Genomic DNA, 25700 nt, shown 5'->3' on the forward strand with positions numbered 1-25700 from the left:
GACGAAGGTTTCGCTCCCATGTACCTAGGCATCGACCTCGGCACGTCCGAAGTGAAAGTTCTGCTGCTCGCCTCCGATGGCCGCGTGATCGGCACCGCGGGCTCGCCGTTCACCGTATCGCGTCCGCACCAGCGCTGGGCCGAGCAGAATCCGGAAGACTGGTGGGCGGGCACGCGCACGGCGCTCGCCGCGTTGCGCGCGCGTCATCCCGACGAGTTCGCGCAGATTCGCGGCATCGGCCTGTCGGGGCAGATGCACGGCGCGGTACTGCTCGACGCGGAGAACCGCGTGCTGCGGCCCGCGATCCTGTGGAACGACATGCGCAGCGACAAGGAATGCGCGGAGCTGACCGAGCGCGCGCCGGAATTGCACAGCGTCGCGGGCAATCTGGCGATGCCCGGTTTCACGGCGCCGAAGTTGCTGTGGGTCGCGCGTCACGAGCCGGAGATTTTCGCGAAAACCGCCTGCGTGCTGCTGCCAAAAGACTATCTGCGTCTGCAACTGACGGGCGGCAAGGTGTCCGATCCATCGGATGCGGCCGGCACGTTGTGGCTCGACGTCGCGAAACGCGACTGGTCGGATTCGCTGCTGGCCGCGTGCAACATGACGCGCGCGCAGATGCCGGCGCTGCGTGAAGGCAGCGCGCCGGCGGGCACGCTGCTGCCGGAGCTCGCACGCGAATTCGGCCTGCGCGACGACGTGATCGTCGCGGCCGGCGGCGGCGACAACGCGACGAGCGCGATCGGCATCGGCGCGACGCAACCGGGCGACGGCTTCGTGTCGTTGGGTACGTCGGGCGTGCTGTGCGTGGTCGGCGACAGCTTCCGGCCGAACCCGGCCTCCGCCGTGCACGCGTTCTGTCATGCGATCCCGGACCGCTGGCATCAGATGAGCGTGGTGCTGTCGGCGGCGAGCTGTTTGCGCTGGGTCTGCAAGCTCACGTCGACCGACGAGCCGACGCTGCTCGCCGAAATCGAGGCGCTGCCCACCGAGGCCTTGACCACCGCGCCGCTCTTTCTGCCGTATCTGTCGGGCGAGCGCACGCCGCATAACGACCCGTACGCGCAAGGCGTGTTCTTCGGCATGACTCACGCGACCGATCGCGCGCTGCTCGGCTACGCGGTGCTCGAAGGCGTGACGCTCGCGCTGACCGACGGCCTCGACGCGCTGCGCGCGGCCGGCACCGAAGCGAAGGTGCTGTCGCTGCTCGGCGGCGGCGCACGCAGCGATTACTGGGCCCAGTTGCTCGCCGATGCGCTCGACACCGTGACCGTCAAGCACGGCGGCGGCGAAACCGGTGCGGCGCTCGGCGCGGCACGTCTCGGCTGGCTCGCGGCGGGTGGCGATCCGGCCACCGTGCTGACCAAGCCGCCCGTCGAAAAGGAGTTCACGCCGAATCCGCGCCGCCACGCGGAATTGCGCACCCGCCTCGAAGCGTATCGCGCGCTGTATCGCCACGTACGGCCGCTGTTCGATCCCGCGCGCGCACCGCTCGCCTGAGCGTCAACCGTGGCCGGCCTGCGCGACAGACGCGCCGCCGGCCGCTTTCGTCGGCACACATTAACCGAAACCTCATCGTGCCCAGGTCCACAGAAAAACTCGATCTCGCCACGCGCGCCGCGTGGCTTTATTACGTCGCGGGCAATACCCAGAACGAAATCGCCGAGAAGCTGCAGGTGTCGCGGCCGGTCGCGCAGCGGCTCGTCGCATTCGCGGTCGAAAAGAACCTGATCCGCGTGCGCGTCGATCACAAGCTCGCCGATTGCCTGACGCTCGCCGATCAGCTGTCGAAGCGCTACGGCCTCAGCATGTGCGAGATCGTGCCGATCGACGGCGATACCGCCGAGGAGGTCGACCGAAAGCTCGCGGTAGCCGGCGCGCAGGTGATGGAGCGCTATCTGAACGCGGAAAAGCCGATGGTCGTCGCGGTCAGCAGCGGCCGCACCTTGAAGGCCGCGGTCGATCAGATCGCGCAGCTGGACCGTCCGCAGCATCGGTTGGTATCGATGGTCGGCGCGATCGCGCAGGACGGCTCCTCGAACCGCTACGACGTCGCGCTGCACATTTCGGAGAAAACCGGCGGCAAGCATTTTCTGCTGCCCGCGCCGCTGCTCGCCGACAGCGAGGCCGAGCGCGCGCAGTGGTGCAATCACCGACTGTATCGGATCGTCGAGTCGCTGTCGGCGCAGGCCGATGTCGCGTTCGTCGGTATCGGCAATATCGGCATGGCCTGTCCGTTGCACGAGGACGGCTTCATCACGGAAGCCGAGGTGAAGGAGTTGATGCACAACGGCGCGGTCGCCGAAATGCTGGGCCTGCCGATCGATGCGGCCGGTGCGCATGTCGAATCGCCGACCGGCCGGCGCGTGACGAGCATTGCGCTTGACGCGCCGCCGCGGCGGCCGACCATTGGGTTTGCGGGTGGGCAGCGCAAGCGCGAGGCGTTGATCGCTGTGCTCAAGGGCGGGTGGTTGTCGGGGCTCGTGACGGATGAGTTGTGTGCGCGGGCGGCGTTGGAGGCGTGAGCTTCGGTGGCGTGCAGGTCGCGTTCTGTCGCGTCAACACCCGAGGGCACCTCTCACGCTTGACGGCCTGTAGTGGGCGGCCACCACGCACATAACCCTTTAACTGCCCGCGAGCCCGTAAACCGCAATACGCCTTGCACAGTGTAGTGCCAGAAAAAGGACTTCTCGCGTGGCATATACCCCGCCTTGGTCGTAGATAGCCGCACCTCTTAGATGTCGCAGCCTTGGCGTACGGAAGAAGGATAGAACGATTGCAGAAGGTGGCATGGCTACAGCATTTTGCTACAACAGCGCCGCCAGATGACGGCGTGTGCGGCGCATGTGAGCGTCAATGCCGATTGATCGTCGCCCCGGACGCGCTGAGCAGCGTTGCCGCCGGAACGCAAGTCATCGAGTACTCGGCCTATACTTTCGACCATCAAAGAAGTACCGCTTACGAACGCTCTCCTCAGCCGTTCCTGACAGGATGACAATGCTGGCGAAACCACCGCGTGTTTTCCCTGCGATCGCCACGCTATATCCGCCGGTTGCAAGCGATAGTGATGGCTCGCCTGTTGATGAATTCTCCACCAACCATATTGGTCCTAACGCCGCCCCCCATCCGCATGCTTCGGTGGTGGTAACGAACCATGTAGTCACTAGATCGTTCGTTGATAAAGGGATTCTTTTCCCCTGTATCTTGCAATTCAGTGAAGCATAAGGTTTAAAGGACGTGTCCGATTCTACGGCTGTGCGAATCGTCTGCGGAACCGGCCCAAGGTCTGAACTTTCCACAGATGCAAGAGGTTCTGAGGCATCTGCGAAGAAGCTTACGCATGCGGCTAACAAAAATACCAATATTGATTTCATGCCCACCCTCAGTCCGCAACGTTTGAGCAAATGTTGTTCAAAACAAGATCAAATACCGGCATCACTTTCGATTCCGATATCTCCCTTCCACCGTATGCCAGACTCGGCCCATCATGGTGGTACGCATACGTCATCACAAAAATTTTTCTTCCGGTTGCGCCACCTGCAGTTGCGAGCCGCTTATTTTCCAGATAGTGCCTTACCATCGCATCAGCACCTTGTTCGGCATCAAATCGTTGGCTGTTTGTATTGATTCCATACGCGGCGGCTGTTTGGTCAACAAACTGCCCTAAACCAGAGGCCGAAGTGGTGCCCGCCGCAGCGTCGGGATTAAATCCGGATTCGTGACGCGTCATTGCCAAAACCATCGCAATATCCTCCCGTCCCAGATGATATTGGCGGCCTTTCTGGACCAAGAAATCGATAACCTTGATTTGTGCATCTTTTGGAGCGTCGCCGCCTCTTCTACTGTTACCTGCAACTCGGCCCGATGAAGTATCAATTGGGAGTCGGTAATGACTCCAGTTCGCAATCTGACTTTCCCGATAGGCTGGTGCCGGCTCAGATACCCAAATCGCATCATAGGTGATGCAGTTGCATGATTTCGCACGGGCAAAGTTGCCCACCAATCCAATCGGATTGATGTGATACACATCGGGACCGGGGAAGCCAGGGACGCCAGCCGCCACCTCGTCCCACCACACGAGCTTCGCGATACGCCTTTTCTCCTCTTCATGCTCGGCCTTCGGCCCGGTTCGCTCTTCGATTGCACTGACAAGCGCTTGCCATTTTGCCGGGTTGGCCCATTCGCTTTCGTGTCTCGCGATGAGACGCGACGCGCGAAACGCGGCCCACGGAAATCCTAAACTCGGCGCGCTCTGTCCCATGCTGCAAAGTTCGTCCGCTGCGTGCTGGCCGTCGCCGGTCGGATAGAGCACGCGGTAGATGGCGGCCATGAGTGGGCTTAGCTTGCCAAGGAAACCCGCCCCGGGCGCATCACTACTGAACGCATAGTCCACATAGTCGCCTGCGCTCGCGAAAATCGTGTGCGTCGGATCGTGGTCCTCGTCGTGATATTCGAAGTCGATCCAGCTTTGCGAAAACTCCCGGGTTACGCGACCGCCCTCGAAGCTCTGCTCACGTACCCATCCGTTGACGGGATTGCGGAGCGCGTCCGCACTGTCTACCTTCCACCAGCGTCGTTTCGCCCCGTCGTTGCCCGGATCCTGTTCCTTGAACATGTGACCGTCATCCTGCGGCAGCGTGGCAAATGGATAAACCTGGATCACATCTGTCTGATTCGAATCCTTGCCGCGTCGCCCATTCTCATGGTCATGGTAGAGGGTCGTTCTACGGTCAACGCGCAATATCGTGGGCTCCGGTGACAGGCCAAGCTCGCTCCACTGGTCCTCCCACCCACAGTTGGTCCGAACCCAGTCGCGCCCGGAGTTGATGAAATGCTTGATATTCCCGTCGCAGAACACCTCGATGTGCGCCATCCGGGTTCCGCCCGAACACTCATTGAGTGAGTCATAGCGGCCAGGGTGGCCGATCAGAACGCCTGCCTTGACGGGAAAGCCACCACCTGTCCCATGGGGATCGCCCTCGATGCACGTCTGGTTCGCCGTGACGATCACCCGGTCGAACATGGAATCGGGGATGCTCTCTTTCGCGACCGGCCCGCCATTCTGCGCGCCGAGGTAAATCCATCCGCCCACACCCACAGAGGGCGCGACATAGCCGCCCGCCTCGGGCGCATACAGCATTGCTCCGTTCAGGTCCGTTAGCTGGCCCCAGGTTGCACCATGCATCGTTTCGGTCTTGCAGATGCTGACGCTTGCACCCTGCGGCAGGATGCCAACAATGGCGCCACTCGGCGTCCTGCACACGTGCAAGCCCAGCTGTGATGGATTCGCGACCTGCCCACTGCGACCGGGCCGCGGCCTGTCCCGCGCAAACTGCGTCACCTGCCACTGCCGCGACCAGTACGCCGGTTTCTGCCGCTTCGGGAAGTTGTCGTAGTCGGCATTGGACATCAGGTGCATATACAGGCTGTAGAACGTCAGCTTCGTGCCGCGCGGAAACTCCATCTCGTGCCGCACCAGGGCGAAGCCCGTGCTGTAGGGTGCCTGCAACGGCACGCTACTGCCGTCCACACTCACCTCGCTCACCGGATAGTTCTGGTTGGCGCGATACGCGATCAGCACGCCGTCCGCAATGCAGCGTAGTCCCGCGTCGAGGTCGAGCGCCTTTCCCGCGCCCGCCTCCGTGATGTGAACCCCACCGTGCCACATGCCCTTGCGGCTGACGAGATACGCACCGGACGCCTCGTTCGCGGCGAGAAGCCGGTAGATGTCATGCTCATCTGTGAACCGAGTGGATGCACCGGCATCGCCTTGCGTCTTGCGGAGAAAGGGAAAGGCAAAGGCCAGTTGCTTGAGGGCGGGTGGTTGCGACGTCTGCGGGTGATGCGGTGCCGGTTTGCTCGTCATGAATTCGGTGCACTCCCGTGTAGAAGAGGTCGCACCACCTTATGACGAGCCCGAAGTCGACATCAATACGTCGCGCTCTGAATTTTGCAAACAATCGTCAGATACTGAAATCCGCCTGAGATTCTTCACCTCAAACGCCTGTTCAGGTCAGGGCGTTCGCTCTTGAATCGCTCCATCTCAGACAACATCCTTTCATGCGCACACATACAGGTGTTCCCTGTATGTAGCATTCAAGACCCGTGCGATTGCTTTCCTGAAAAGGTCACACTGTTGATTGAGTTTGGCTCGAAAGAAATGGCTACGCACCGGTGGATTCGCGGTCCGGCTGGGACAACATAAGGAACCCCAATGCGACAAAGCGAAAAAATGCAGGGAAGAGCATGCGACGACCCGGACGGTGCGCATGACACACGCATCGCCTCGGATGCACATAAAGCGGCGCCCACGCGCCGCTTCCCACTTCCTCAAGCCGCCAGCACCTCGACGATCTTGCGCTGGAACGCCTTCCCATCGCTATCGAACAGATGACAATGCTCCGGCGTCGCGCCAAGCTTCTGCGTATTACCCTTCGCATGCCGCTCGAGCGGCGGAATCCGCGCGATCAAACCGTCCGGCGCAACACTCGACTCCGCGTACAGATACGCGGCATCGCCGAGCGATTCGACCGTCATCGTGCGGGCCTCGATGCCGTCTTCGGTCGTGCTGACGTGCAGATGCTCCGGGCGGATGCCGACCGTCACCTTGTCGCCCTGCTTCGCCGCGCCCGGCTCGACCGACACGCGCTGCGTCTCGCCGGTCTCGTAACGCACCGAGACGCCGTCGCGCGACACCGACTGCACGACACCCTCCATGAAGTTCATCTTCGGCGAACCGATGAAGCCAGCGACGAAGCGGTTCGCCGGTGCGTGATACAGCATCGTCGGGCTGCCGACCTGCTCCAGATTGCCCGCCGACAACACGACGATCTTGTCGGCCAATGTCATCGCCTCGACCTGGTCGTGCGTCACGTAGATCATCGTCGTCTTCAGCTCGTCGTGTAGGCGTGCAAATTCGAGGCGCATCTTCACGCGCAGCGCGGCGTCGAGATTCGACAGCGGCTCGTCGAACAGAAACACCTTCGGCTTGCGCGTAATCGCGCGGCCGATCGCGACGCGCTGCCGCTGCCCGCCCGATAACTGCTTGGGCTTGCGATCGAGCAGGTGATCGATGTGCAGGATCTTCGCCGCGTTGCGCACGGCCGCGTCGATCTCCGGCTTCTTCGCGCCGGCGAGCTTCAGGCCGAACGCCATGTTGTCGTACAGCGTCATGTGCGGATACAGCGCGTACGACTGGAACACCATCGCGATGCCGCGCTTGGCCGGCGGCACGTCGTTCATGCGCACGGCGTCGATGTTCAGATCGCCGGCCGTGATGTCCTCGAGGCCCGCGATCATCCGCATCAGGGTCGATTTGCCGCAACCGCTCGGCCCGACGAACACGACGAACTCGCCATCGGCGATGTCGAGATTGATGTCGCGCATCACTTCGTTGTCGTCGTAGGCCTTTCTGATGTTGCGCAAGGTTACGCTTGCCATGATGTGTCTCCGTGTAATGCTGTTCGATACTTCGTGCCGCTGCTGATTGAAGTGTAGTGTCGCGTGCGTTCGTCTGCTCAGGGTGACGCGGCCGTCGCGGACAGCATCCATTGCGCGACGAGCTCCGGCAACTGCCGCATATCGTCGAACACATGACGCGCGCCCGCCGCGTGCAGGCGATCGATCTGCGCATCGCTCGCATGACCGCCGCCGATAAACCCCAGCACCGCCATGCCCGCCGTGGCCGCCGCCGTGACGCCGGTCACGCTGTCCTCGACCACGAGGCACGCGGCGGGTGCGAGCCCGAAGCCCTGTGCCGCCGCCAGATACACGTCCGGCGCCGGCTTCGGATTCGGCACCGCGTCGGCGCAGAACAGCCGCTCGCCGAAGAAGCGCTTCAGGCCCGTGCGCGCCAGCACCGTCTCGACGTACGGCCGGAAGCTATTGCTCGCGCAGCCTTTGACGAGCGGCACCTGGGTCAGCGCCATCTCGATGCCGTCGACCGCGGGCGCATCGATCGCCGCCGCTTCGACCGCGCGGCGGATCGCATCGATATCGTCGGCGCCGAGCTGTTTGCGGAGCTGCGTCGCGGTGTCCTGCAACACGCGCTCGATGCGCAGCCCGAGCAGCGGCAGCACGACCGGCTCGATGTCGATGCCGGGCCAGCGCGCTTCGAGTTCGCGCACCAGCATGCGCGCGGCCACCGCTTCGCTGTCGATCAGCACGCCGTCGCAATCGCAGATCAACGCGTATCGCGCGATGCCCGGGCCTGCCGTCGGGTCCGTCATCACTTGACCGCCCCGAACGTGAGCCCGCGCACCAGTTGCTTCTGCGACAGCCAGCCGACGATCAGGATCGGCGCGACCGCCAGCAGCGAAGCGGCCGACAGCTTGGCCCAGAACAAACCTTCAGGACTCGAATACGACGCGATGAACACGGTCAGCGGCGCGGCGTTCGAGCTCGACAGGTTGATGCTCCAGAATGCCTCGTTCCACGCGAGGATCACGAGCAGCAGCGCGGTCGACGCAAGCCCGGGCAGCGCCATCGGCATCAGCAGATAGACGATCTCCTGCCACGTCGCCGCGCCGTCGATACGGCCGGCTTCGAGAATGTCGCGCGGTATTTCGGCGAAGTACGTGAACGCCATCCACACCGCGATCGGCAGATTGATCAGCGTGTAGACGATGATCAGGCCCGACACGGAATCCAGCAGGCCGCTGTTTTTCCACAGCAGATAGATCGGCACCAGCACGCCGACCGACGGCATCATCTTCGTCGACAGCATCCACAGCAGCACTTTCTGCGTGCGGCGCGTCGGGAAAAACGCCATCGCGTACGCGGCCGGCACCGCGAGGATCAGGCACAGCAGCGTGACGCCGACCGAGATCAGGATCGAGTTCCACGCGAACGCGAAGTAGTTGCTGCGCGCGAACACCTCGCGGAAGCTGTCGAGCGTCGGCATGAAAAACAGCGACGACGCGTAGGCCTGCTGCTCGGTCTTGAACGCGGTGATCGTCATCCAGAAAATCGGGAAGAACAGCAGCAGCGCGACGAGCCACGCGAGCACGCCGGGAATGCCGCGGCGAATCGTGTCGAACGGCGACTTGGCCGGCACCGCGACCGGCTGCGTCGTCGATGCCGAAGTGGAGGCAACGTGGCTCATTTTTCGTACTCCCCTTTCAGGTTCTTCGCAAGCATCCGCACGAGGAAGAACGACACGATGTTGGCCAGCACGACCGCGAGAATCCCGCCCGCCGACGCGAGACCGACGTCGAACTGCTGCAGGCCGAGCGAGAAGATCAGGTACGACAGCGTGGTGGTCGCGTTGCCCGGACCGCCGCCGGTGGTCGTATAGATCTCGGCGAAGATCGACAGCAGGAAAATCGTTTCCATCATCACGACGACCGCGATCGCGCGTTTCAGGTGCGGCAGCGTGATGTAGAAGAACATCGAGAACGGCCCCGCACCGTCGATCTTCGCAGCTTCCTTCTGCTCCTGGTCGAGCGACTGGATCGCCGTGAACAGGATCAGGAACGCGAACGGCAGCCATTGCCACGCGACGATCATGATCACCGCGGTCAACGGATAGTCGGCGAACCAGTCGATCGGCTGCATGCCGAGCGCACGCATGCCCTGCGCGACGAGGCCGTACACCGGGTGCAGGATCATGTTCTTCCAGATCAGCGCGCTCACCGTCGGCATCACGAAGAACGGCCCGATCGCGAGCAGGCGAGCAATGCCCTGGCCGTAGAACTTGCGATCGAACAGGATCGCCATCAGCACGCCGCCGACCACGGTGATCACGAGCACCCACACGATCAGCTCGATCGTATGCGCGATCGACGGGCCGAACGACGGATCGGTCGCGAGATAACGGTAGTTGTCCAAACCGGCGAAGCCGCGCAGATCGGGATTGAGCAGGTTGTAGTGCGAGAACGAGAACCAGATCGTCATCGCGAGCGGAATCACCATCCACAACACGAGCACGCCGACCGATGGCGCCACGAGCCAGCGGGCCGAATTGGCCTTACGCTCCTCGCGTTCTTTTTCTGTCTGGGGATGGGTTTGCATCAGAGGTAGGCGCAAAGGACGCATGATGGACCACCTGTTCGGTAATGCGCGGCGCGTTCGCCCAGGCCGCGTGCGAGCGATGCTGCGTGCCGTGCTGAACCACGCACGACACGCGCCGCATCGCATACGACGCAGGCGAACGGCCGCCCTTGCTGCATGAGCCGCATCGGTCGATGCGGTGGGCCTGCCGGGTTACTTCTGATAACCCGCCTGCTTGACCGCTCGATCCGCGGCCGCGTTGCCGGCCGCGAGCGCCTGGTCGACGGTCATCTGACCGGCGATCGCGCCGGAGATGCTCTGTCCGACCACCGTGCCGAACGACTGGAACTCAGGTATCCCGACGAACTGCACGCCGGTGTACGGGACCGGCTTCAAGGTCGGATGATCCGGGTCGGCGGTCTGGATCGCCTTCAGCACGAAGTCGCCGAACGGCGCGGCCTGCTTGTACTCGGGGCGCGCATAGGTGGACTGGCGCGTGCCCGGAGGCACCGAGGCCCAGCCCTCGTCCTTCGCGACCATTTCGATGTACTCCTTCGAGGTCGCCCACTCGATGAACTTCTTCGCCGAATCGGCCTGCTTCGACGACTTCGGAATCGCCAGCGCCCAGGCCCACAGCCAGTGCGAACCCTTCGGCGTGACCGCGACCGGTGCCGCGGCGAAGCCGACCTTGTCGGCAATCTGCGACTGCTGCTTGTTGTACAACATGCCGGCCGCGACCGTCGCGTCGATCCACATCGCGCACTTGCCGGACGACATCAGCGTCAGGTTTTCGTTGAAGCCGTTCGAGCTGGCTCCCGGAGGGCCGTCCTTCTTCAGCAGATCGACGTAGAACGTCATCGCCTTCTTCCATTCCGGCGAGGTCAACTGCGCGTTCCACTTCTCGTCGAACCAGCGACCACCGAACGTGTTCACGACCGTCGTGCCGTACGCCATGTTCTCGCCCCAGCCGGCCTTGCCGCGCAGGCAGATGCCGTACTGCTCCTTGGACTTGTCGGTGAGCTTGTCGGCGAATTGCGCGATCTGGTCGTAGGTCGGCTGGTCGGGCATCTTCAGGCCTGCCTTGTCGAACAGGTCCTTGCGGTAATAGGTCATCGAGCTTTCGACGTAGAACGGCAGCGCGTACAGCTGGCCGTTCGCCGACAGGCCGTCACGGGCCGTCTTGACTACGTCGTTCAGGTCGTAGCTCGCCGGCAGATTGGTGATCGGTGTGAGCCAGCCGCGCTTGCCCCATTGCGGCGTTTCGTACGCGCCGATCGTCATCACGTCGAACTGGCCGCTGCCGGTCGTGATGTCGGTCGTCGCGCGCTGACGCAGAACGTTTTCCTCGAGGATGACCCAGTTCAGCTTGATGTCCGGATTCGCTTTTTCGAACGCGGGCGACAGCTTCTTCAACTCGATCATGTCCGGATTGTTCAGCGTCGCGATGGTCACAGTCGCCGCCGATGCGCTCAGCGCGAAGCAGGTGGCCGCGCCGGCACCGGCCGCCTTCAGCGCGAATTTGAAAGCTGGTTTCATGGTTGTCTCCTTTCTCATGCGTTATGTGATGCTGCGTTCGTTTGACGACTTCACGCGTCGCTCAGAGCACTCGACGTGCCCGCTCCCTGCTCTTCGTTCAGCTCATCCAGTTGCCGCCGTCGACGTTCAGCGTCTGCGCGGTGATGTAGTCGGCGTCGGCCGACGCGAGGAACAGCGCGGCGCCGGTCAGATCGTCCGGCACGCCCATGCGGCCAAGCGGCACGGCCTCGCCGACGAGGCGCTTCTTCTCGCCGAGCGGCCGGTTCTCGTAGCGCGCGAACAGCGCGTCGACCTCGTTCCACATCGGGGTGTCGACGACGCCCGGCGCGATACCGTTCACGTTGATCTTGTGCGGCGCGAGCGCGAGCGCCGCGGACTGCGTATAGCTCAGCACCGCCGCCTTGGTCGCGCAGTAGTGCGAAACGAGCGCCTCGCCGCGCCGGCCGGCCTGCGACGACATGTTGATGATCTTGCCGCCGCGGCCCTGCTCGACCATCTGCCGCGCGACCGCCTGCATCAGAAAGAACATGCCTTTTACATTGACCGCGTACAGGCGGTCGAACACGTCCCAGGATTCGTCGAGAAGCGGGCGCATGTCGAACAGCGCCGCGTTGTTGAAGAGGATGTCGATCTGGCCGAAGCAGCCGAGCGTGCTCGTGACGATGCGCTCGATGTCCTCGCGGCGCCGGACATCGGCGCTGACGCTCAGCACGCGCTCGCCGTAGGTGCCGCGCAGCGCGCCGCCGATGCTGTCGGTCGGCTTCACGTCGACCAGCACGCAGCGCGCGCCTTCGTCGAGGTAGCGCAGCGCCACCGCTTCACCGATACCGCTGGCCGCGCCCGTCAGAATGGCGACCTTGTCCTGCAATCGTGCCACTGCCTGTCTCCGGTTCGTTTTTGATTTCTGGCACGCAGTGAGCGAACGCTCATCGCGTGATCAATTGCTCGGTTGGTGATCGAATGATCGGATACGGACCGGGTCATGTCAAGGCACGCGGACGAATTTCGATGGTGCAGCGCGGCAGGAGCAAGCGCATCGCTGCAAGGGTCGCCACGACGCGTCCGGTGCTTCCCGCCACGCGAAGACTCGCGCCGCTGACAAAGAATCGCGATACGTTATATCATTTCGACCTCGCCGCCCGCCCGGGTGCCGCCACGTCAGGAGATTCACGCCGATGAGCACCTCGCTCGCCGAACATCACGCCATGCGACTGGCGCATGCGGACGCGCACGCCTCAGCGCAGGGGCTCGCGCTGACGCCGCTGCGCCGCCAGGTGTACGCGGCGATCGTCGCGAGCGAGCGGCCGGTCGGCGCGTACGAGTTGCTCGATGCGCTCGCGCCCGAGCGCGGTCGCATGCCGCCGACCACCGTCTATCGCGCGCTCGACTTCCTCGTCGCGCATGGCTTCGTGCACCGGATCGAATCGAAGAACGCGTTCGTCGCCTGCTGCGAGATCGGCGTGCCGCATCGCAGCCAGTTCCTGATGTGCGACGGCTGCGGCGCGACCGTCGAAATTCCCGGCGACGAACTCGCCGAGCGCCTGTCGCACAGCGCGCCCGCACATGGCTTCGAGGTGCATCGTCAGGTGATCGAGCTGAGCGGCCTGTGCGCGCTATGTGCGCGAGCGGCGAGGCCTGGCGGCGGCAGCGGCGCAGCAGGCGCTTCGTCGTGATCAGGCGTGCGGCGCCCCGCTGAGCGCGGCCCGGTATCTGGCCTTGCCACCCGGAGTGGCTCATTCAAACTTTCACGCAGCAGGTAACAACGATGAAAACGATCGGCTCGATGTTGTCCACAGCGCACCGCGCGCTGAAGCGCTCGACCTCTGCGCGCCCCCACCTGTGCACCTGGCTGCTCGCTGCGGCGGCGCTCTGCTTCGGCCACGGGGCGTTCGCCGCCGATGCGAAAATTCCGGTCGTCGCCGCGGAGAACTTCTATGGCGACGTGGTGCGGCAACTCGGCGGCGATCGCGTCGACGTGACCAGCATCCTCAGCAATCCGGACCAGGACCCGCATCTGTTCGAAGCGAGCCCGGCCACCGCACGAGCGTTGCAGCATGCGAACCTCGTCGTCTACAACGGCGCCGACTACGATCCGTGGATGGCGAAGCTGCTGGCCGCGTCGAAAGGTTCGCAGCGCGCCGTGATCGTAGCGGCCGACCTCGTCGGCAAAAAAGGCGGCGACAATCCGCACCTGTGGTACGACCCGGCGACGATGCCGAAAGTCGCGCGCGCGGTCAGCGACGCGCTCGCCGCTGCTGACCCGGCGCACAAGTCGGCGTACGATGCGAACCTCGCGAAGTTTCTCGATTCGCTGAAGCCGATCGACGCGAAGGTCGCCGAACTGCACGGCCGCTATGCGGGCCTGCCGGTCACGGCGACCGAGCCGGTGTTCGGCTATATGTCCGACGCGATTGGTCTTGGCATGCGCAACCAGCGCTTCCAGCTCGCCGCAATGAACGACACCGAAGCGAGCGCGGCCGATATCGCCGCGTTCGAACGCGATCTGCGCGAGCGCCGCGTACGGGTGCTGATCTATAACAGCCAGGCCACCGAGGCGCTGACCCAACGCATGCTGAAGCTCGCGCAACAATCGAAGGTACCGACGATGAGCGTCACCGAAACCCTGCCGGCCGGCAAGACCTATCAGACGTGGATGCTGACGCAGCTCGACGCGCTGCAGAAGGCGCTCGCGGCAGGCGACACGAACGGCGCGAACGGCGCGACCAACGCAAACGCGAAAGGAAAGACTCCATGATTCCGACTGGCCATCAAACGCCAGCAGGTGCGCCGCCGGGCGCCCGCAGCGCGCGCGGCGACACGCCCGTGCTCGAACTCGACAACGTGACGCTCGATCTGGGCGGCCGCACGATCCTGCGCGACACCAGCTTCGTCGTGAACCAGGGCGAGTTCATCGGCGTGCTCGGGCCGAACGGCGCGGGCAAGACGACGCTGATGCGCGCGGTGCTCGGCCTCGTGCCGGCCGCCGGCGGCGCGATTCGCGTGCTCGGGCAGCCGGTCGAGCGCGGCAATGCGTCGATCGGCTATATGCCGCAGACGCGCACCGCACTCGCCGGCCGTCGCGTGCGCGGCCGCGATTTCGTTGCGATGGCCGCCGATGGCCATCGCTGGGGCTTGCCGCATGCGGATGCAAAAACGCGCGCGGACGTCGATCGGGTGCTCGAACTCGTCGGCGGGACGAATCTGTCGAAGCGACCGCTGTCGGAGCTGTCGGGCGGCGAACGGCAGCGGCTCCTGCTCGCGCAATGCCTGCTCGGCAATCCGAAACTGCTGCTGCTCGATGAGCCGTTGATCAGTCTCGATCCGCATCATCAGAAGAGCGTCGTCGAACTCGTGCGGCGCGTGCAACAGGAGCTCGGCATCGCGGTGCTGTTCTCCGCGCATGAACTCAATCCGCTGCTGAACTCGATCGATCGCGTGCTGTATCTCGGCAGCGGCGTCGCGGCGCTCGGCACCGTCGACGAAGTGATTACGCGGCCGGTGCTGTCGCGTCTGTACGGCTCGCCGATCGACGTGATGCGCGTGAACGGCCGCATCTTCGTGATGTCGGGCGGCGTCGAAGTCGAGAAGCACGATCACGAGCATGAAGACGAGGACGGCGGCCATACGCATTCGCACGGTCACTCGCATGAGCATGGCCACGGTCATTCACACGGCCACTCACACAGTCACTCGAACCCGCACGACTCACGCGACGGACACAAGCACGATGTTTGAATACGATTTCATGGTGAACGCATTCGCGGCGTCGGGAATCGTCGCGGTGCTGGCCGGCGTGGTCGGCTATTTTCTGGTGATGCGCGGACAGACGTTCGCGGGCCACGCGCTGTCGCATGTCGGCTTCACCGGCGCGACCGGCGCGGTGCTGATCGGCATCTCGCCGATCTGGGGGATGATCGGCTTCACGCTCGCGGCCGGTGTCGGCATGGGCGCGCTCGGCGAGCGCCTTGCCGGACGCGACGTCGCGATCGGCGTGATCCTTTCCTTGTCGCTCGGCTTCGGGCTGCTGTTTCTGCACTTCTTCACCGCGTACGCGACACAGGTCACGGCGCTGCTGTTCGGCAACGTGCTCGGCGTCAATGCATCGACGCTCGGCGTGCTCGCGGCGTTGGGCGTCGTCAGTCTCGTCGCGCTCGCGGCCATCATGCGGCCGCTGCTGTTCGCGTCGCTGCAGCCGGAGCTGGCCGAAGCGAAGGGCGTGTCGTTGCGCCGCGTGTCGGTGCTGTTTCTCGCGATCGCCGCGCTGGCCGTCGCCGCCTGCACGCAGATCGTCGGCGTGCTGCTCGTGTTCACGCTGATGGTCGGCCCCGCCGCCGCCGCGCAGAACCTCAGCACGCGGCTGTCCACCGGTCTCGTGCTCGCGGCCGTGTTCGCGCTCGCGCAGGCGTGGCTCGGGCTGACGCTCGCGTTCTACACCGATTGGCCGACGAGCTTCTGGATCACCGTGCTGTCGGCGGTGGTGTATGGCGGGAGTCTGCTGAAGCGGCACTGAGCGGCGCTTACGTCGATCAGATGAAGAAACGGCGGCACCTGAGAGGTGCCGCCGTTTCTTTTGCGCCGCGTTTTACGACGTTTTTCAGCCGACCAACACCTTCGCGTGATGCGCGAGATGATCCTCAATGAAGGTCGAGATGAAGTAGTAGCCGTGGTCGTAGCCCGCATGACGATGCAACGTCAGTGGCTGACCCGCGGCCTTGCACGCCGCTTCGAACACGTCGGGATTCAGCTGCGTGGGCAGGAACTGATCCGCGAGCCCCTGATCGATGAGAATTCCTTCCGCGAACTTGCGCGTCGCATGCGCGACCAGCTCGCTCGCGTCGTACTGCTTCCACGCTTCGCGGTTCTCGCCCAGATAGCCGCCGAACGCCTTCTCGCCCCATGGACAACGCATCGGCGCCGCAATCGGCGCGAACGCCGACACCGACCGATAGATGTCCGGGTTGCGCAGCGCAAGCATCAGCGCGCCGTGACCGCCCATCGAATGACCGAAGATGCCGAGGCGCGCGCCATCGACCGGCAATTCGCTCACGACCGTCTCGCGCAGTTCATCCCGCACGTACGAGTACATCCGGTAGTGGCGCGCCCACGGCTCCTCGGTCGCGTCGACGTAAAAGCCCGCGCCGACGCCGAAGTCCCACGCATCGCCTTCGCCCGGCACGCCCGCGCCGCGCGGACTCGTATCGGGCGCGATCAGCACGATGCCGTGCTGGGCCGCGAAACGCTGCGCGCCGGCCTTGATCGGAAAGGTTTCTTCCGTGCAGGTCAGTCCGGCCAGATAGAACAAAGCCGGCACACGTCCCGCGTTCTCATGCAACGCCTGCGGCGGCAAATAGACCGAGAAGCGCATCGGCAGACCGATGGTGCGCGACTCGTGCCGGTAAAAGCGCTGCTCGCCGCCATGACAGGCGTGCGACGAAAGTAGTTCGAGCATTGCGACGCTCCTCGTTCAATACAGTACGACCGAGCGGATCGACTCGCCCTTCTTCAGCGTGCCGACGCCCGGCCCGACATCGACGATCACGCCCGCGCCTTCGTGGCCGAGACTCGCCGGGAAGATGCCTTCGGGATCGGCGCCCGACAGCGTGTAGTAGTCGGTGTGGCAGATGCCCGTCGCCTTCACTTCGATCAGGACTTCACCGGCGCGCGGACCTTCGAGATCGACTTCCTCGATCGTCAACGGGGCGCCGGCTTTCCATGCGATTGCTGCTTTGGTCTTCATCGTCAATGCTCCTGTGTCGACCAGAGTTGGCACGTTAGCGCTGAATCTGGTCCCATCCGACATGATTGTCGTGAATGCGAAATGGCATCGGGTGAGCGCGTGGCGCACGAAAAGCGTCATGGTATTGCAAAGTGCGTGACGGCCGCGTTGCCGATGGCTGCGCTCGGCACCACGTTCAGCATCGCCCCGCTAGTTCGCTTCGCGCTGTGTCGTACCACCGAACCACGGCTCGACACGGCCATATAGATCGACGAAGCGCCCATAACGTTCGGCGAGCGCCGCATCGCCTCGCGGACCCGCAACGCGCGTCGCGCCCGGCGCGAGCGCGGCGAGATCGCCCGTCTGCCAGTGGCCGCATGCGAGACCGCCGAGGATCGCCGCGCCGCGCGGCGCCGCGTTCGGACAATCGACCGCGTACAGCTCGACATCGAGCGCATCGGCGAGCAGCTGTCGCCAGCGCGCATCGACGGAACCGCCGCCCGCGAGCTTGAGCGCCGTCACCGATGCGCCGCTCGCGCGGATCGCGTCGAGCCCGGCGCGCAACGAGAACGCGACGCCTTCGAACGCGGCGCGCATCATCGCGCCGCGAGTATGCTCGAGCGACAACCCGAGCCAGCCGCCGCGCGCCTGCGGATTCAGCCACGGCGTGCGCTCGCCGGTCAGGTACGGCAGGAAGGTCAGCGTCGACCCGGCATGAGCGCCTGCATGAGCGGCCGCATCGTCCGCATCGCCGAATGCCTCGCGGTACGCCTCGGCCCACCCAAACGACAGCCACCCGCGCACCCGCTCCAACGCGATGCCGACGTTCTGCATCGCCGCCATCCGATACCAGTGCTCGCTCGCCGCGCGATAGCGATGCAAACCCTTCAGCGGTGCCGGCTCGTCGTTCGCGAGCACGACGATCTGTCCGCCGGTGCCGGTCGTCAGCAGCGCGTCGCCGTCACGCGCGAGGCCGCTGCCAAGCGCCGCACACGGCGTGTCCGCGGCACCGGTCGCGAGCACGATACCGGCCCGCAAACCGAGTGCCTGCGCGGCCTGCGGCGACAGCGCGCCCGACGCCGCATACGACGGCGCCAGCGGCGCGAACCACTCGCGCGGAATCTCGAGGCGCGCCAGCAGCGCCGCGTCCCACGCGCCGGCGGGATCGGCCAGCGCGGTCGCGCACGCATCGGACGCATCGGTCACACACGCGCCGCCGAGCGCGACGCGCAGCCAGTCCTTCGGCTGCAACGCCCAGCGCGTGCGGCGCGCGGCTTTGGGTTCATGCAGCACGAGCCAGCGCAGCAGCGGACCGGCCATGCCGGGCGCGACCGGATTCGGTTGCGGCTCGGGCCATGCGTCGAGCACGTCGAGCGCGCGCGAGTCGGGCCACAGCATCGCGCGACGCACCGCCGCGCCGTTCGCATCGAGCAGCACGACGCCGTGCATCTGCCCGGAAAAACCGATCGCGCGCACGCCGTCACGCAACTCGGGAGGCAGGCCCGCCATCGCATCGACGAGCGCGTTCCACCAGGTCTCGACGTCGATTTCGGCCCAACCCGCGTGCGGCGTAACGAGCGCATAAGCGACGCTCGATACCGCCTGCTCGCGGCCATGTTCGTCGACGATTGCCGCTTTCAGGGAGCCGGTGCCGAGATCGATGCCGAGAAAACTCATGAGCGCAGGGACGTTGAAATGAGGATGAATAAGGAGCCAGTGAAGCCGGCGACGAGACTGGTAAGCGAGGCAACAAGCGAAGCTAAAAAGCGAAGCTGCGCAGACGTCGGGAACCTTCGTCAAGCACCTCGGAAAACGCGCGAAAAAAAGCCCATTCGCGGGTTAACCCCGCCGTGCGGTGAGCGGCGCCAAAACAGGACTATGCGCGAAGCCTGATACACGTCATTGATTCTCACACATATCTCCGCCGGCGACGAAGCCGCGCCGCGCGCGCGACGCACCGCCCGCAAACGCCGCCGCATAGGGCTCGCCGCCGCTGCGCGGCCGATCCGTCCCACGTGTGGCTTTAAATTGCCTTTCAAAATAGGGCTGCGCATATCGTCGCCGGGAATGCCGGAATAGCCGCGTATGGTCTTGTTGCGGCTTTTCGTCCCCGATACCTTGGAGTCATCCCAAAACGAGATGGTGGAGACAGACGATATGCAAGCGAACACGGTTCACCCGTGCGACGAGCGCCTACCCGCGGGCCAGTTGCTTACCCTCGGCATTCAGCACGTGCTGGTCATGTACGCCGGCGCGGTTGCGGTACCGCTGATCATCGGCGCGGCGCTGAAGCTGCCGAAAGATCAGGTCGCCTTCCTGATCAGCGCCGATCTGTTTTCCTGCGGCATCGCCACGCTGATCCAGACGCTCGGACTGTGGATCTTCGGCATCCGTCTGCCCGTCATCATGGGCTGCACGTTCGCGGCCGTCGGCCCGATGGTCGCGATCGGCACCAATCCCTCGCTCGGCATCCTCGATATTTTCGGCTCGACGATCGCGGCCGGCGTGATCGGCATTCTGCTCGCGCCGGCGGTCGGCAAGCTGTTGCGCTTCTTCCCGCCGGTCGTGATCGGCGTGGTGATCTCGGTGATCGGTTTGTCGCTGATGGAAGTCGGCATCAACTGGGCGGCCGGCGGCGTCGGCAATCCCGACTACGGCAATCCGGTCTACCTCGGCCTGTCGATGCTCGTGCTGACGCTGATCCTGCTCATCAACAAGTTTGCCAAGGGTTTCGTCGCCAATATCTCGGTGCTGCTCGGCATCGTCGCGGGCTTCGCGATCGCACTGATGCTCGGCCGCGTCAACATGGACGGCGTGACGCACGCGCCGTGGGTCGGCATCGTGATGCCGTTCCACTTCGGTTTGCCGCACTTCGATCCGCTGTCGATCGCGACGATGGTCACCGTGATGTTCGTCACCTTCATCGAATCGACCGGCATGTTCCTCGCGGTCGGCGACATGGTCGATCGTCCGGTCGATCAGAAGACGCTGGTGCGCGGCTTGCGCGTCGACGGTCTCGGCACGCTGATCGGCGGCATCTTCAACTCGTTCCCGCATACGTCGTTCTCGCAGAACGTCGGGCTGATCGGCGTGACCGGCGTGAAGAGCCGCTTCGTCTGCGCGATGGGCGGCGTGATTCTCGTGCTGCTCGGCCTGTTTCCGAAGATGGCCCAGGTGGTGGCGTCGGTGCCGGCGTTCGTGCTCGGCGGCGCGGGCATCGTGATGTTCGGGATGGTTGCGGCGAACGGCATCAAGGTGCTGTCGCGCGTCGACTTCGTGAAGAATCAGCACAACCTGTTCATCGTCGCGGTCAGCATCGGGCTCGGCCTCGTGCCGGTGGTGTCGCCGCATTTCTTCTCGCAACTGCCGCCGGCGCTGTCGCCGCTGTTGCATAGCGGGATTCTGCTCGCATCGGTGTCGGCGGTCGTGCTGAACCTGATCTTCAACGGCGTGAAGAGCGAGAAGAAGGCCAAGAGCGAGCTTCGCCGCGCCGGGCACGATCTCGACAAGAGCGCGGGCAGCGAGCCGCAGAGCAACGAGATGTTGCGGGCGGCGGACCTGCATTGAGCTTGTCGATGCATTGCTGACGCGGCGCGCGGCACCGAATGCCGCGCTTCAAAAAAGAACGCCACGGCATGCCGTGGCGTTTCGTTTGCTTCGGCGCTTCTTCAAGCCGAAGCGCTCAGCTCACCCTGCCGTCGCCGCCGAAGCCGCGACCGGTGCGCTCGCCGCACCGTAGTCGACCGGCGCATCGGCGGGACGCGGCTGGTCGCCGTTGTGCTCGATCCAGCCGCCGCCGAGCGCCTGGTACAGCGTGACCAGGTTCTGCAGACGCTCCATGCGCGCGGTGACCAGCGCCTGCTGGGCCACGTACAACGCGGTCTGCGCGGTCAGCACCGACAGGTAGCTGTCGACACCGTGCGTATAACGGAGGGTCGACAGATCCAGCCGGCGTTGCTCGGCCGCGACGTCCCGCTCGAGCGCCGCGATCTGCTCGTCGTACGTGCCGCGCGCGGCCAGGCCGTCCGCCACTTCACGGAAGGCCGTCTGGATCGCCTTTTCATACGTGGCGATCTGCACGTTCTTCTCGATGTTGGCGAGATCGAGGTTGGCCATGTTCTGGCCGCCCTCGAAGATCGGCAGCGTGATCGACGGCGCAAAGCTCCACGCCGCCGACCCCGGTTTGAACAGCCCACCGAGCGTTGGGCTCAGCGTGCCGGCGCTGCCGGTCAGCGTGACTTTCGGGAAGAATGCCGCGCGCGCCGCGCCGATGTTCGCGTTGGCCGCGAGCAGATTCTCCTCGGCCTCCATGATGTCGGGACGGCGTGTCAGCAGATCGGCCGGCAGACCCGCCGGAATATCCGTCAGCAGGCTCTGGTCGTTCAGCGGCAGCCCGTTCGGCAGATCGGCCGGCAAGGGCTCGCCGATCAGCAGCACCAGCGCATTGTCAGCCTGGGCCCGCAAACGCGTCTGCGCCTGCAGGTCCGCGCTCGCGGTCTCGACGACCGTTTGCGCCTGGCGCAGATCGAGTTCCGAACCGGTGCCGTTGTCGAACTGCAGCTTGGTGATCCGATACGACTCCTGCGCCGTCTTCAGCGTGTTCTCTGTGACCTTCAGCAGATCGTCCAGTTCGAGCACCGTCATGTACTGGTTCGCCACCTGCGACACCAGCGAGATTTCCGCCGCCTTGCGCGCCTGCGCGGTGCCGAGGTACGTGGCCAACGCCTGATCCTTCAGGCTCTGCACGCGCCCGAAGAAGTCGATTTCCCACGACGCGTTCAAGCCCACCGAATACGTGTTGGAAATCGTCACGCCGGTGAACGTCAGGTCTTTCGGCGTGCGCGATTTGCTTTGCGAGGCCGCGGCATCGAGCGTCGGGAACAGACCCGCACGCACGATGCGGTACTGCGCCGCCGACGCCTGCATGTTCAGCACCGACACGCGCAGATCGCGGTTGTTCTTCAGCGCGATTTCGATCAGCTGCTGCAGACGCGGATCGACGAAGAAGTTGCGCCAGCCGATGTCGACGGCGGCCTGGCCGTTCGCGCTGCGCGCGCCTTGCGCGCCCGGCTGCTGGTCGTACACGCCGCCCGTCGGGAAGGTCGCCGTCACGGGCGCCGCGGGCCGCTGGTAGTGCGGCGCCAGCGTGCAACCCGTGGCGAGCAGCGCGACCGCCACTGCAATCAAAGAGTGTTTTTGCATCTCAATGCCCATCCTTGCCCGAGCCATTGCCATTCGACCCACCGGCGGACCCGTCGGTCGTGCCACCCGCCGCGCCGCCTTGCGGATCGTGCGGATGGTGCTGTTCGTAGTGGCGCAGCGCCTCATCCGGGTCTTCCTTCTCACCGCCGAACTTCGCGCGAATCACCACGAAGAACATCGGGATCATGAAGATCGCGAGGAAGGTCGCCGTCAACATGCCGCCGATCACGCCGGTACCGATCGCGTGCTGGCTGGCCGAGCCCGCGCCGTTACTGATCGCGAGCGGCAACACGCCGAGAATGAACGCGAGCGAGGTCATCAGAATAGGACGCAAGCGCAGACGCGCCGCTTCGAGCGCGGCCTCGATCGGCCCCATGCCTTGACCCTGCTGCAGTTCGCGCGCGAATTCCACGATCAGAATCGCGTTCTTCGCCGACAGACCGACCGTGGTCAGCAGACCCACCTGGAAGAATACGTCGTTCTCGAGGCCGCGCAGCGTTGCGGCCAGCAGTGCGCCGATCACGCCGAGCGGCACCACCATGATCACCGAGAACGGGATCGACCAGCTTTCATACAGCGCCGCGAGACACAGGAACACCACGAGGATCGAGATGCCGTACAGAATCGGCGCCTGCGAACCCGACTGACGCTCCTGCAGCGACAGACCCGTCCACTCGTAGCCGACACCTGCCGGCAGCTTCGTGACGATCTGTTCCATCGCCGCCATCGCCTGACCGGTCGACTTGCCCGGTGCGGCCGCCCCCTGGATTTCCACCGACGAGATACCGTTGTAGCGCTCGAGCTTCGGCGAACCGTACGTCCACTCGGTGCTGGCGAAGGCCGAGAACGGCACCATCGCGCCCGCGCTGTTGCGCACGAACCAGGCATTCACGTCTTCCGGCTTCATCCGGAACGGCGCGTCGCCCTGCAGGTACACCTTCTTGATCCGGCCGTCGGTGTCGAGGAAGTTGTTCACATACGCCGAAGCCCACGCGATCGAGAACGTCTGGTCGATCGAGGCGAGCGACACGCCGAGCGCCGAAGCCTTCTCGTGGTCGATGCTCACCTTGAACTGCGGCGTATCGTTCAGGCCGTTCGGACGCACCTGCGCGAGGGTCGGATCTTTCGCCGCCAGACCGAGCAGCATGTTGCGCGCTTCCATCAGCTTCGCGTGACCGATACCCGCGCGGTCCTGCAGCTGGAAGTCGAAGCCCGCCGCGGTGCCGAGCTCAGGGATCGACGGCGGATTGACCGGATACACGAGCGCGTTCTTGTAGCCGCTGAAGTGCATGAACAGACGCCCGACCAGTGCCTGCACCTTCTGGTCCGCATGCTGACGCTGCGCGTAGTCCTTCATCCGCACGAACACGAGACCCGCGTTCTGGCCACGACCCGCGAAGCTGAAGCCGTTCACCGTGAAGGTCGATTCGACGATCGCCTTCTCATCGTTCAGCAGGTAGTCCGACACGTCCTTCAGCGCGCGCGCGGTGGTTTCCTGCGTGGAGCCCGACGGCGTTTGTACCAGCACGAACATCGTGCCCTGGTCTTCATCAGGTAGGAACGACTTCGGCAGACGCACGAACAGCAGCCCCACCGCGAAGATCACCACCATGTAGATGATGAGCCAGCGGCCCGAGCGCTTGATCACGTGGTGCACGCCCGAGTGATATTTGTCGCGGCTCGTGTTGAAGGTGCGGTTGAACCAGCCGAAGAAACCGGTGGCCTTTTCGTGATGACCCTTCGGAATCGGCTTGAGGATCGTCGCGCACAGCGCCGGCGTCAGAATCAACGCGACGAGCACGGACAGCACCATCGCCGCGACGATGGTCAGCGAGAACTGCCGGTAAATCGCCCCGACCGAGCCGCCCGAGAACGCCACCGGCACGAACACCGCCGACAGCACGAGCGCCACGCCGACGAGCGCACCGGTGATCTGGTCCATCGCCTTGCGGGTTGCCTCGCGAGGCGACAAACCCTCTTCCTGCATCACCCGCTCGACGTTTTCCACCACCACGATCGCGTCGTCCACCAGCAGGCCGATAGCGAGCACGAGACCGAACATCGACAGCACGTTGATCGAGAAGCCGACCACGCTCATGATCGCGAACGTACCGAGCAGCACCACCGGCACCGCGATCGTCGGGATCAGCGTGGCGCGCAGGTTCTGCAGGAACAGGTACATGACGAGGAACACCAGCACAATACCTTCGAGCAGCGTCTTGACCACTTCCTCGATCGACAGGCGCACGAACGGCGTCGTGTCGTACGGGTACTGCACCACCAGACCGTGCGGGAAGTACTTCGACAGTTCGGCGATCTTCGTGCGCACCGCCTTCGCGGTGGCGAGCGCGTTCGCGCCGGTGGCAAGCTGGATACCGAAGCCTGCCGTCGGCTGGCCGTTGTACTTGGTGTCGAAGTTGTAGTTTTCGCCGCCGAGCTCGATGCGCGACACGTCGCGCAGACGCACCTGCGAGCCGTCCTGGTTCACCTTCAGCAGGATGCTGCCGAACTGCTCGGGCGTGTTGAGCAGCGTGGCCTGCGTGATCGTGGCCTGCAGCACCTGGCCCGGCACCGACGGCGTGCCGCCGAGCGAGCCGCCCGCGACCTGCACGTTCTGCGCCTGCAGCGCGGTTTCGACGTCGAGCGGCGTGAGGCCGAAGTTATTCAGCTTGTTCGCGTCGAGCCAGATCCGCATCGCGTACTGCGAGCCGAACAACGTCACCGTGCCCACGCCGTCGATACGGCTGATCGGATCCTGAATGTTCGACGCGACGTAGTTCGCCAGGTCGTACTTGCTCATGCTGCCGTCGGTCGACACGAACGCCATCACCAGCAGGAAGCTGCTGCTCGACTTCGTGACCTTGGTGCCGAGCTGCTGCACCGCCTGCGGAAGCAGCGGCGTGGCGAGCTGCAGCTTGTTCTGCACCTGCACCTGCGCGATGTCGGGGTTGGTGCCGGCCGCGAACGTCAGCGTGATGGTGGCCGTGCCCGAGTCGTCCGAGGTCGACGCGAGGTACAGCAGGTGGTCGAGACCACTCATCTGTTGCTCGATCACCTGCGTGACGGTGTTTTCCACCGTCTTCGCCGAAGCACCCGGATACGTTGCGCTGATCTGGATGGACGGCGGCGCGATGGTCGGGTATTGCGCGATCGGCAGCGTGAACACCGACGCAAGACCCGCGAGCATCAGGATGATGGCGATCACCCATGCAAAAATCGGGCGATCAATAAAGAACTTTGCCATGAGGCGGGCTCC

19 protein-coding genes and 1 pseudogene are annotated in these 25700 nt (G+C 64.5%); 8 read left to right on the forward strand and 12 right to left on the reverse strand.

The genetic code is table 11. The features are described from left to right. Positions 1–18 precede the first annotated feature (18 nt). From xylB to EVC45_RS21160, 3 genes are all read left to right on the forward strand, one after another. Positions 19–1500 carry a xylulokinase gene (gene xylB / locus EVC45_RS21150; RefSeq protein ID WP_129960187.1) on the forward strand — a complete coding sequence of 494 codons (1482 nt, stop codon included), beginning with the start codon at positions 19–21 and terminating at the stop codon, positions 1498–1500. A 77-nt stretch (positions 1501–1577) separates the two neighbouring features. After that, positions 1578–2525, forward strand: a complete 948-nt coding sequence (locus EVC45_RS21155) for a sugar-binding transcriptional regulator (RefSeq protein WP_129960188.1) — start codon at positions 1578–1580, stop codon at positions 2523–2525. Between the two features lie 251 nt (positions 2526–2776). Then, positions 2777–2995, forward strand: a complete 219-nt coding sequence (locus EVC45_RS21160) for a hypothetical protein (protein WP_129960189.1) — start codon at positions 2777–2779, stop codon at positions 2993–2995. 387 nt (positions 2996–3382) lie between these two features. Here the strand turns inward: EVC45_RS21160 and EVC45_RS21165 are convergent, their stop codons facing one another. From EVC45_RS21165 to EVC45_RS21195, 7 genes are all read right to left on the reverse strand, one after another. Beyond that, positions 3383–5866, reverse strand: a complete 2484-nt coding sequence (locus EVC45_RS21165; RefSeq protein WP_129960190.1) for a transglycosylase SLT domain-containing protein — start codon at positions 5864–5866, stop codon at positions 3383–3385. 464 nt (positions 5867–6330) lie between these two features. After that, positions 6331–7440 (reverse strand): ABC transporter ATP-binding protein, encoded by a 1110-nt coding sequence (locus EVC45_RS21170; protein ID WP_129960191.1) that lies wholly within the window; start codon positions 7438–7440, stop codon positions 6331–6333. A 77-nt stretch (positions 7441–7517) separates the two neighbouring features. After that, positions 7518–8228 carry an HAD family phosphatase gene (locus tag EVC45_RS21175; RefSeq protein WP_129960192.1) on the reverse strand — a complete coding sequence of 237 codons (711 nt, stop codon included), beginning with the start codon at positions 8226–8228 and terminating at the stop codon, positions 7518–7520. Next, positions 8228–9103, reverse strand: a complete 876-nt coding sequence (locus EVC45_RS21180) for a carbohydrate ABC transporter permease (RefSeq protein ID WP_129960193.1) — start codon at positions 9101–9103, stop codon at positions 8228–8230. Before EVC45_RS21180 ends, EVC45_RS21175 begins: the two co-directional genes overlap by 1 nt. After that, positions 9100–10035, reverse strand: coding sequence for a carbohydrate ABC transporter permease (locus EVC45_RS21185; protein WP_129960194.1), 936 nt, complete (start codon positions 10033–10035; stop codon positions 9100–9102). Before EVC45_RS21185 ends, EVC45_RS21180 begins: the two co-directional genes overlap by 4 nt. A gap of 168 nt (positions 10036–10203) precedes the next feature. Then, positions 10204–11526 carry a sugar ABC transporter substrate-binding protein gene (locus tag EVC45_RS21190; protein WP_129960195.1) on the reverse strand — a complete coding sequence of 441 codons (1323 nt, stop codon included), beginning with the start codon at positions 11524–11526 and terminating at the stop codon, positions 10204–10206. A 97-nt stretch (positions 11527–11623) separates the two neighbouring features. Beyond that, complete coding sequence (locus EVC45_RS21195; protein WP_129960196.1) at positions 11624–12403, reverse strand: L-iditol 2-dehydrogenase; 780 nt, start codon at positions 12401–12403, stop codon at positions 11624–11626. Between the two features lie 298 nt (positions 12404–12701). Here EVC45_RS21195 and EVC45_RS21200 point away from each other — a divergent pair, with 298 nt between their 5' ends. The 4 genes from EVC45_RS21200 (at position 12702) to EVC45_RS21215 (ending at position 16036) form a co-directional block, all read left to right on the forward strand. Next, positions 12702–13199: a Fur family transcriptional regulator gene (locus EVC45_RS21200; protein ID WP_129960197.1), complete on the forward strand. Its 498-nt coding sequence runs from the start codon at positions 12702–12704 to the stop codon at positions 13197–13199. Positions 13200–13291: 92 nt separating this feature from the next. Beyond that, on the forward strand, positions 13292–14281 hold the full coding sequence (locus tag EVC45_RS21205; RefSeq protein WP_129960198.1) for a metal ABC transporter solute-binding protein: 990 nt from the start codon (positions 13292–13294) through the stop codon (positions 14279–14281). Beyond that, the gene (locus EVC45_RS21210) at positions 14278–15261 is read left to right on the forward strand and encodes an ABC transporter ATP-binding protein (RefSeq protein ID WP_129960199.1); all 984 of its coding nucleotides are present in this window, start codon (positions 14278–14280) and stop codon (positions 15259–15261) included. The genes EVC45_RS21205 and EVC45_RS21210 overlap by 4 nt, the downstream gene beginning before the upstream one ends. Then, the gene (locus tag EVC45_RS21215) at positions 15254–16036 is read left to right on the forward strand and encodes a metal ABC transporter permease (protein WP_129960200.1); all 783 of its coding nucleotides are present in this window, start codon (positions 15254–15256) and stop codon (positions 16034–16036) included. The genes EVC45_RS21210 and EVC45_RS21215 overlap by 8 nt, the downstream gene beginning before the upstream one ends. A gap of 84 nt (positions 16037–16120) precedes the next feature. On the opposite strand, the gene fghA is transcribed toward EVC45_RS21215, so the two are convergent. The 3 genes and pseudogenes from fghA to EVC45_RS21230 all read right to left on the reverse strand — a co-directional run bounded on the left by fghA (position 16121) and on the right by EVC45_RS21230 (position 18919). Beyond that, complete coding sequence (gene fghA / locus EVC45_RS21220) at positions 16121–16975, reverse strand: S-formylglutathione hydrolase (protein WP_129960201.1); 855 nt, start codon at positions 16973–16975, stop codon at positions 16121–16123. 36 nt (positions 16976–17011) lie between these two features. Next, positions 17012–17263, reverse strand: a pseudogene (locus tag EVC45_RS21225) (alcohol dehydrogenase catalytic domain-containing protein); the annotation flags it as partial. Positions 17264–17452: 189 nt separating this feature from the next. After that, the gene (locus EVC45_RS21230) at positions 17453–18919 is read right to left on the reverse strand and encodes a xylulokinase (RefSeq protein ID WP_129960202.1); all 1467 of its coding nucleotides are present in this window, start codon (positions 18917–18919) and stop codon (positions 17453–17455) included. 480 nt (positions 18920–19399) lie between these two features. On the opposite strand from EVC45_RS21230, the gene EVC45_RS21240 reads away from it, so the two are divergent. Continuing rightward, positions 19400–20809: a nucleobase:cation symporter-2 family protein gene (locus EVC45_RS21240; RefSeq protein WP_129960204.1), complete on the forward strand. Its 1410-nt coding sequence runs from the start codon at positions 19400–19402 to the stop codon at positions 20807–20809. A 120-nt stretch (positions 20810–20929) separates the two neighbouring features. On the opposite strand, the gene EVC45_RS21245 is transcribed toward EVC45_RS21240, so the two are convergent. Further along, on the reverse strand, positions 20930–22444 hold the full coding sequence (locus tag EVC45_RS21245; protein ID WP_129960205.1) for an efflux transporter outer membrane subunit: 1515 nt from the start codon (positions 22442–22444) through the stop codon (positions 20930–20932). 1 nt (position 22445) lies between these two features. Beyond that, positions 22446–25688: an efflux RND transporter permease subunit gene (locus EVC45_RS21250; protein WP_129960206.1), complete on the reverse strand. Its 3243-nt coding sequence runs from the start codon at positions 25686–25688 to the stop codon at positions 22446–22448. Between the last annotated feature and the right edge of the window lie 12 nt (positions 25689–25700).

This window comes from Paraburkholderia sp. UYCP14C, from assembly GCF_004197395.1.
GTDB lineage: Bacteria > Pseudomonadota > Gammaproteobacteria > Burkholderiales > Burkholderiaceae > Paraburkholderia.

Excerpts from the sequence above, each read along its gene's own strand:
- EVC45_RS21165 (WP_129960190.1), bottom strand. The coding sequence starts at position 5,866 with ATGACGAGCAAACCGGCACCGCATCACCCGCAGACGTCGCAACCACCC.
- fghA (WP_129960201.1), bottom strand. The coding sequence starts at position 16,975 with ATGCTCGAACTACTTTCGTCGCACGCCTGTCATGGCGGCGAGCAGCGC.
- EVC45_RS21205 (WP_129960198.1), top strand. The coding sequence starts at position 13,292 with ATGAAAACGATCGGCTCGATGTTGTCCACAGCGCACCGCGCGCTGAAG.
- EVC45_RS21210 (WP_129960199.1), top strand. The coding sequence starts at position 14,278 with ATGATTCCGACTGGCCATCAAACGCCAGCAGGTGCGCCGCCGGGCGCC.
- EVC45_RS21215 (WP_129960200.1), top strand. The coding sequence starts at position 15,254 with ATGTTTGAATACGATTTCATGGTGAACGCATTCGCGGCGTCGGGAATC.
- EVC45_RS21175 (WP_129960192.1), bottom strand. The coding sequence starts at position 8,228 with ATGACGGACCCGACGGCAGGCCCGGGCATCGCGCGATACGCGTTGATC.
- EVC45_RS21245 (WP_129960205.1), bottom strand. The coding sequence starts at position 22,444 with ATGCAAAAACACTCTTTGATTGCAGTGGCGGTCGCGCTGCTCGCCACG.
- EVC45_RS21185 (WP_129960194.1), bottom strand. The coding sequence starts at position 10,035 with ATGCGTCCTTTGCGCCTACCTCTGATGCAAACCCATCCCCAGACAGAA.
- EVC45_RS21170 (WP_129960191.1), bottom strand. The coding sequence starts at position 7,440 with ATGGCAAGCGTAACCTTGCGCAACATCAGAAAGGCCTACGACGACAAC.
- xylB (WP_129960187.1), top strand. The coding sequence starts at position 19 with ATGTACCTAGGCATCGACCTCGGCACGTCCGAAGTGAAAGTTCTGCTG.
- EVC45_RS21250 (WP_129960206.1), bottom strand. The coding sequence starts at position 25,688 with ATGGCAAAGTTCTTTATTGATCGCCCGATTTTTGCATGGGTGATCGCC.
- EVC45_RS21200 (WP_129960197.1), top strand. The coding sequence starts at position 12,702 with ATGAGCACCTCGCTCGCCGAACATCACGCCATGCGACTGGCGCATGCG.
- EVC45_RS21190 (WP_129960195.1), bottom strand. The coding sequence starts at position 11,526 with ATGAAACCAGCTTTCAAATTCGCGCTGAAGGCGGCCGGTGCCGGCGCG.
- EVC45_RS21240 (WP_129960204.1), top strand. The coding sequence starts at position 19,400 with ATGCAAGCGAACACGGTTCACCCGTGCGACGAGCGCCTACCCGCGGGC.
- EVC45_RS21230 (WP_129960202.1), bottom strand. The coding sequence starts at position 18,919 with ATGAGTTTTCTCGGCATCGATCTCGGCACCGGCTCCCTGAAAGCGGCA.
- EVC45_RS21180 (WP_129960193.1), bottom strand. The coding sequence starts at position 9,103 with ATGAGCCACGTTGCCTCCACTTCGGCATCGACGACGCAGCCGGTCGCG.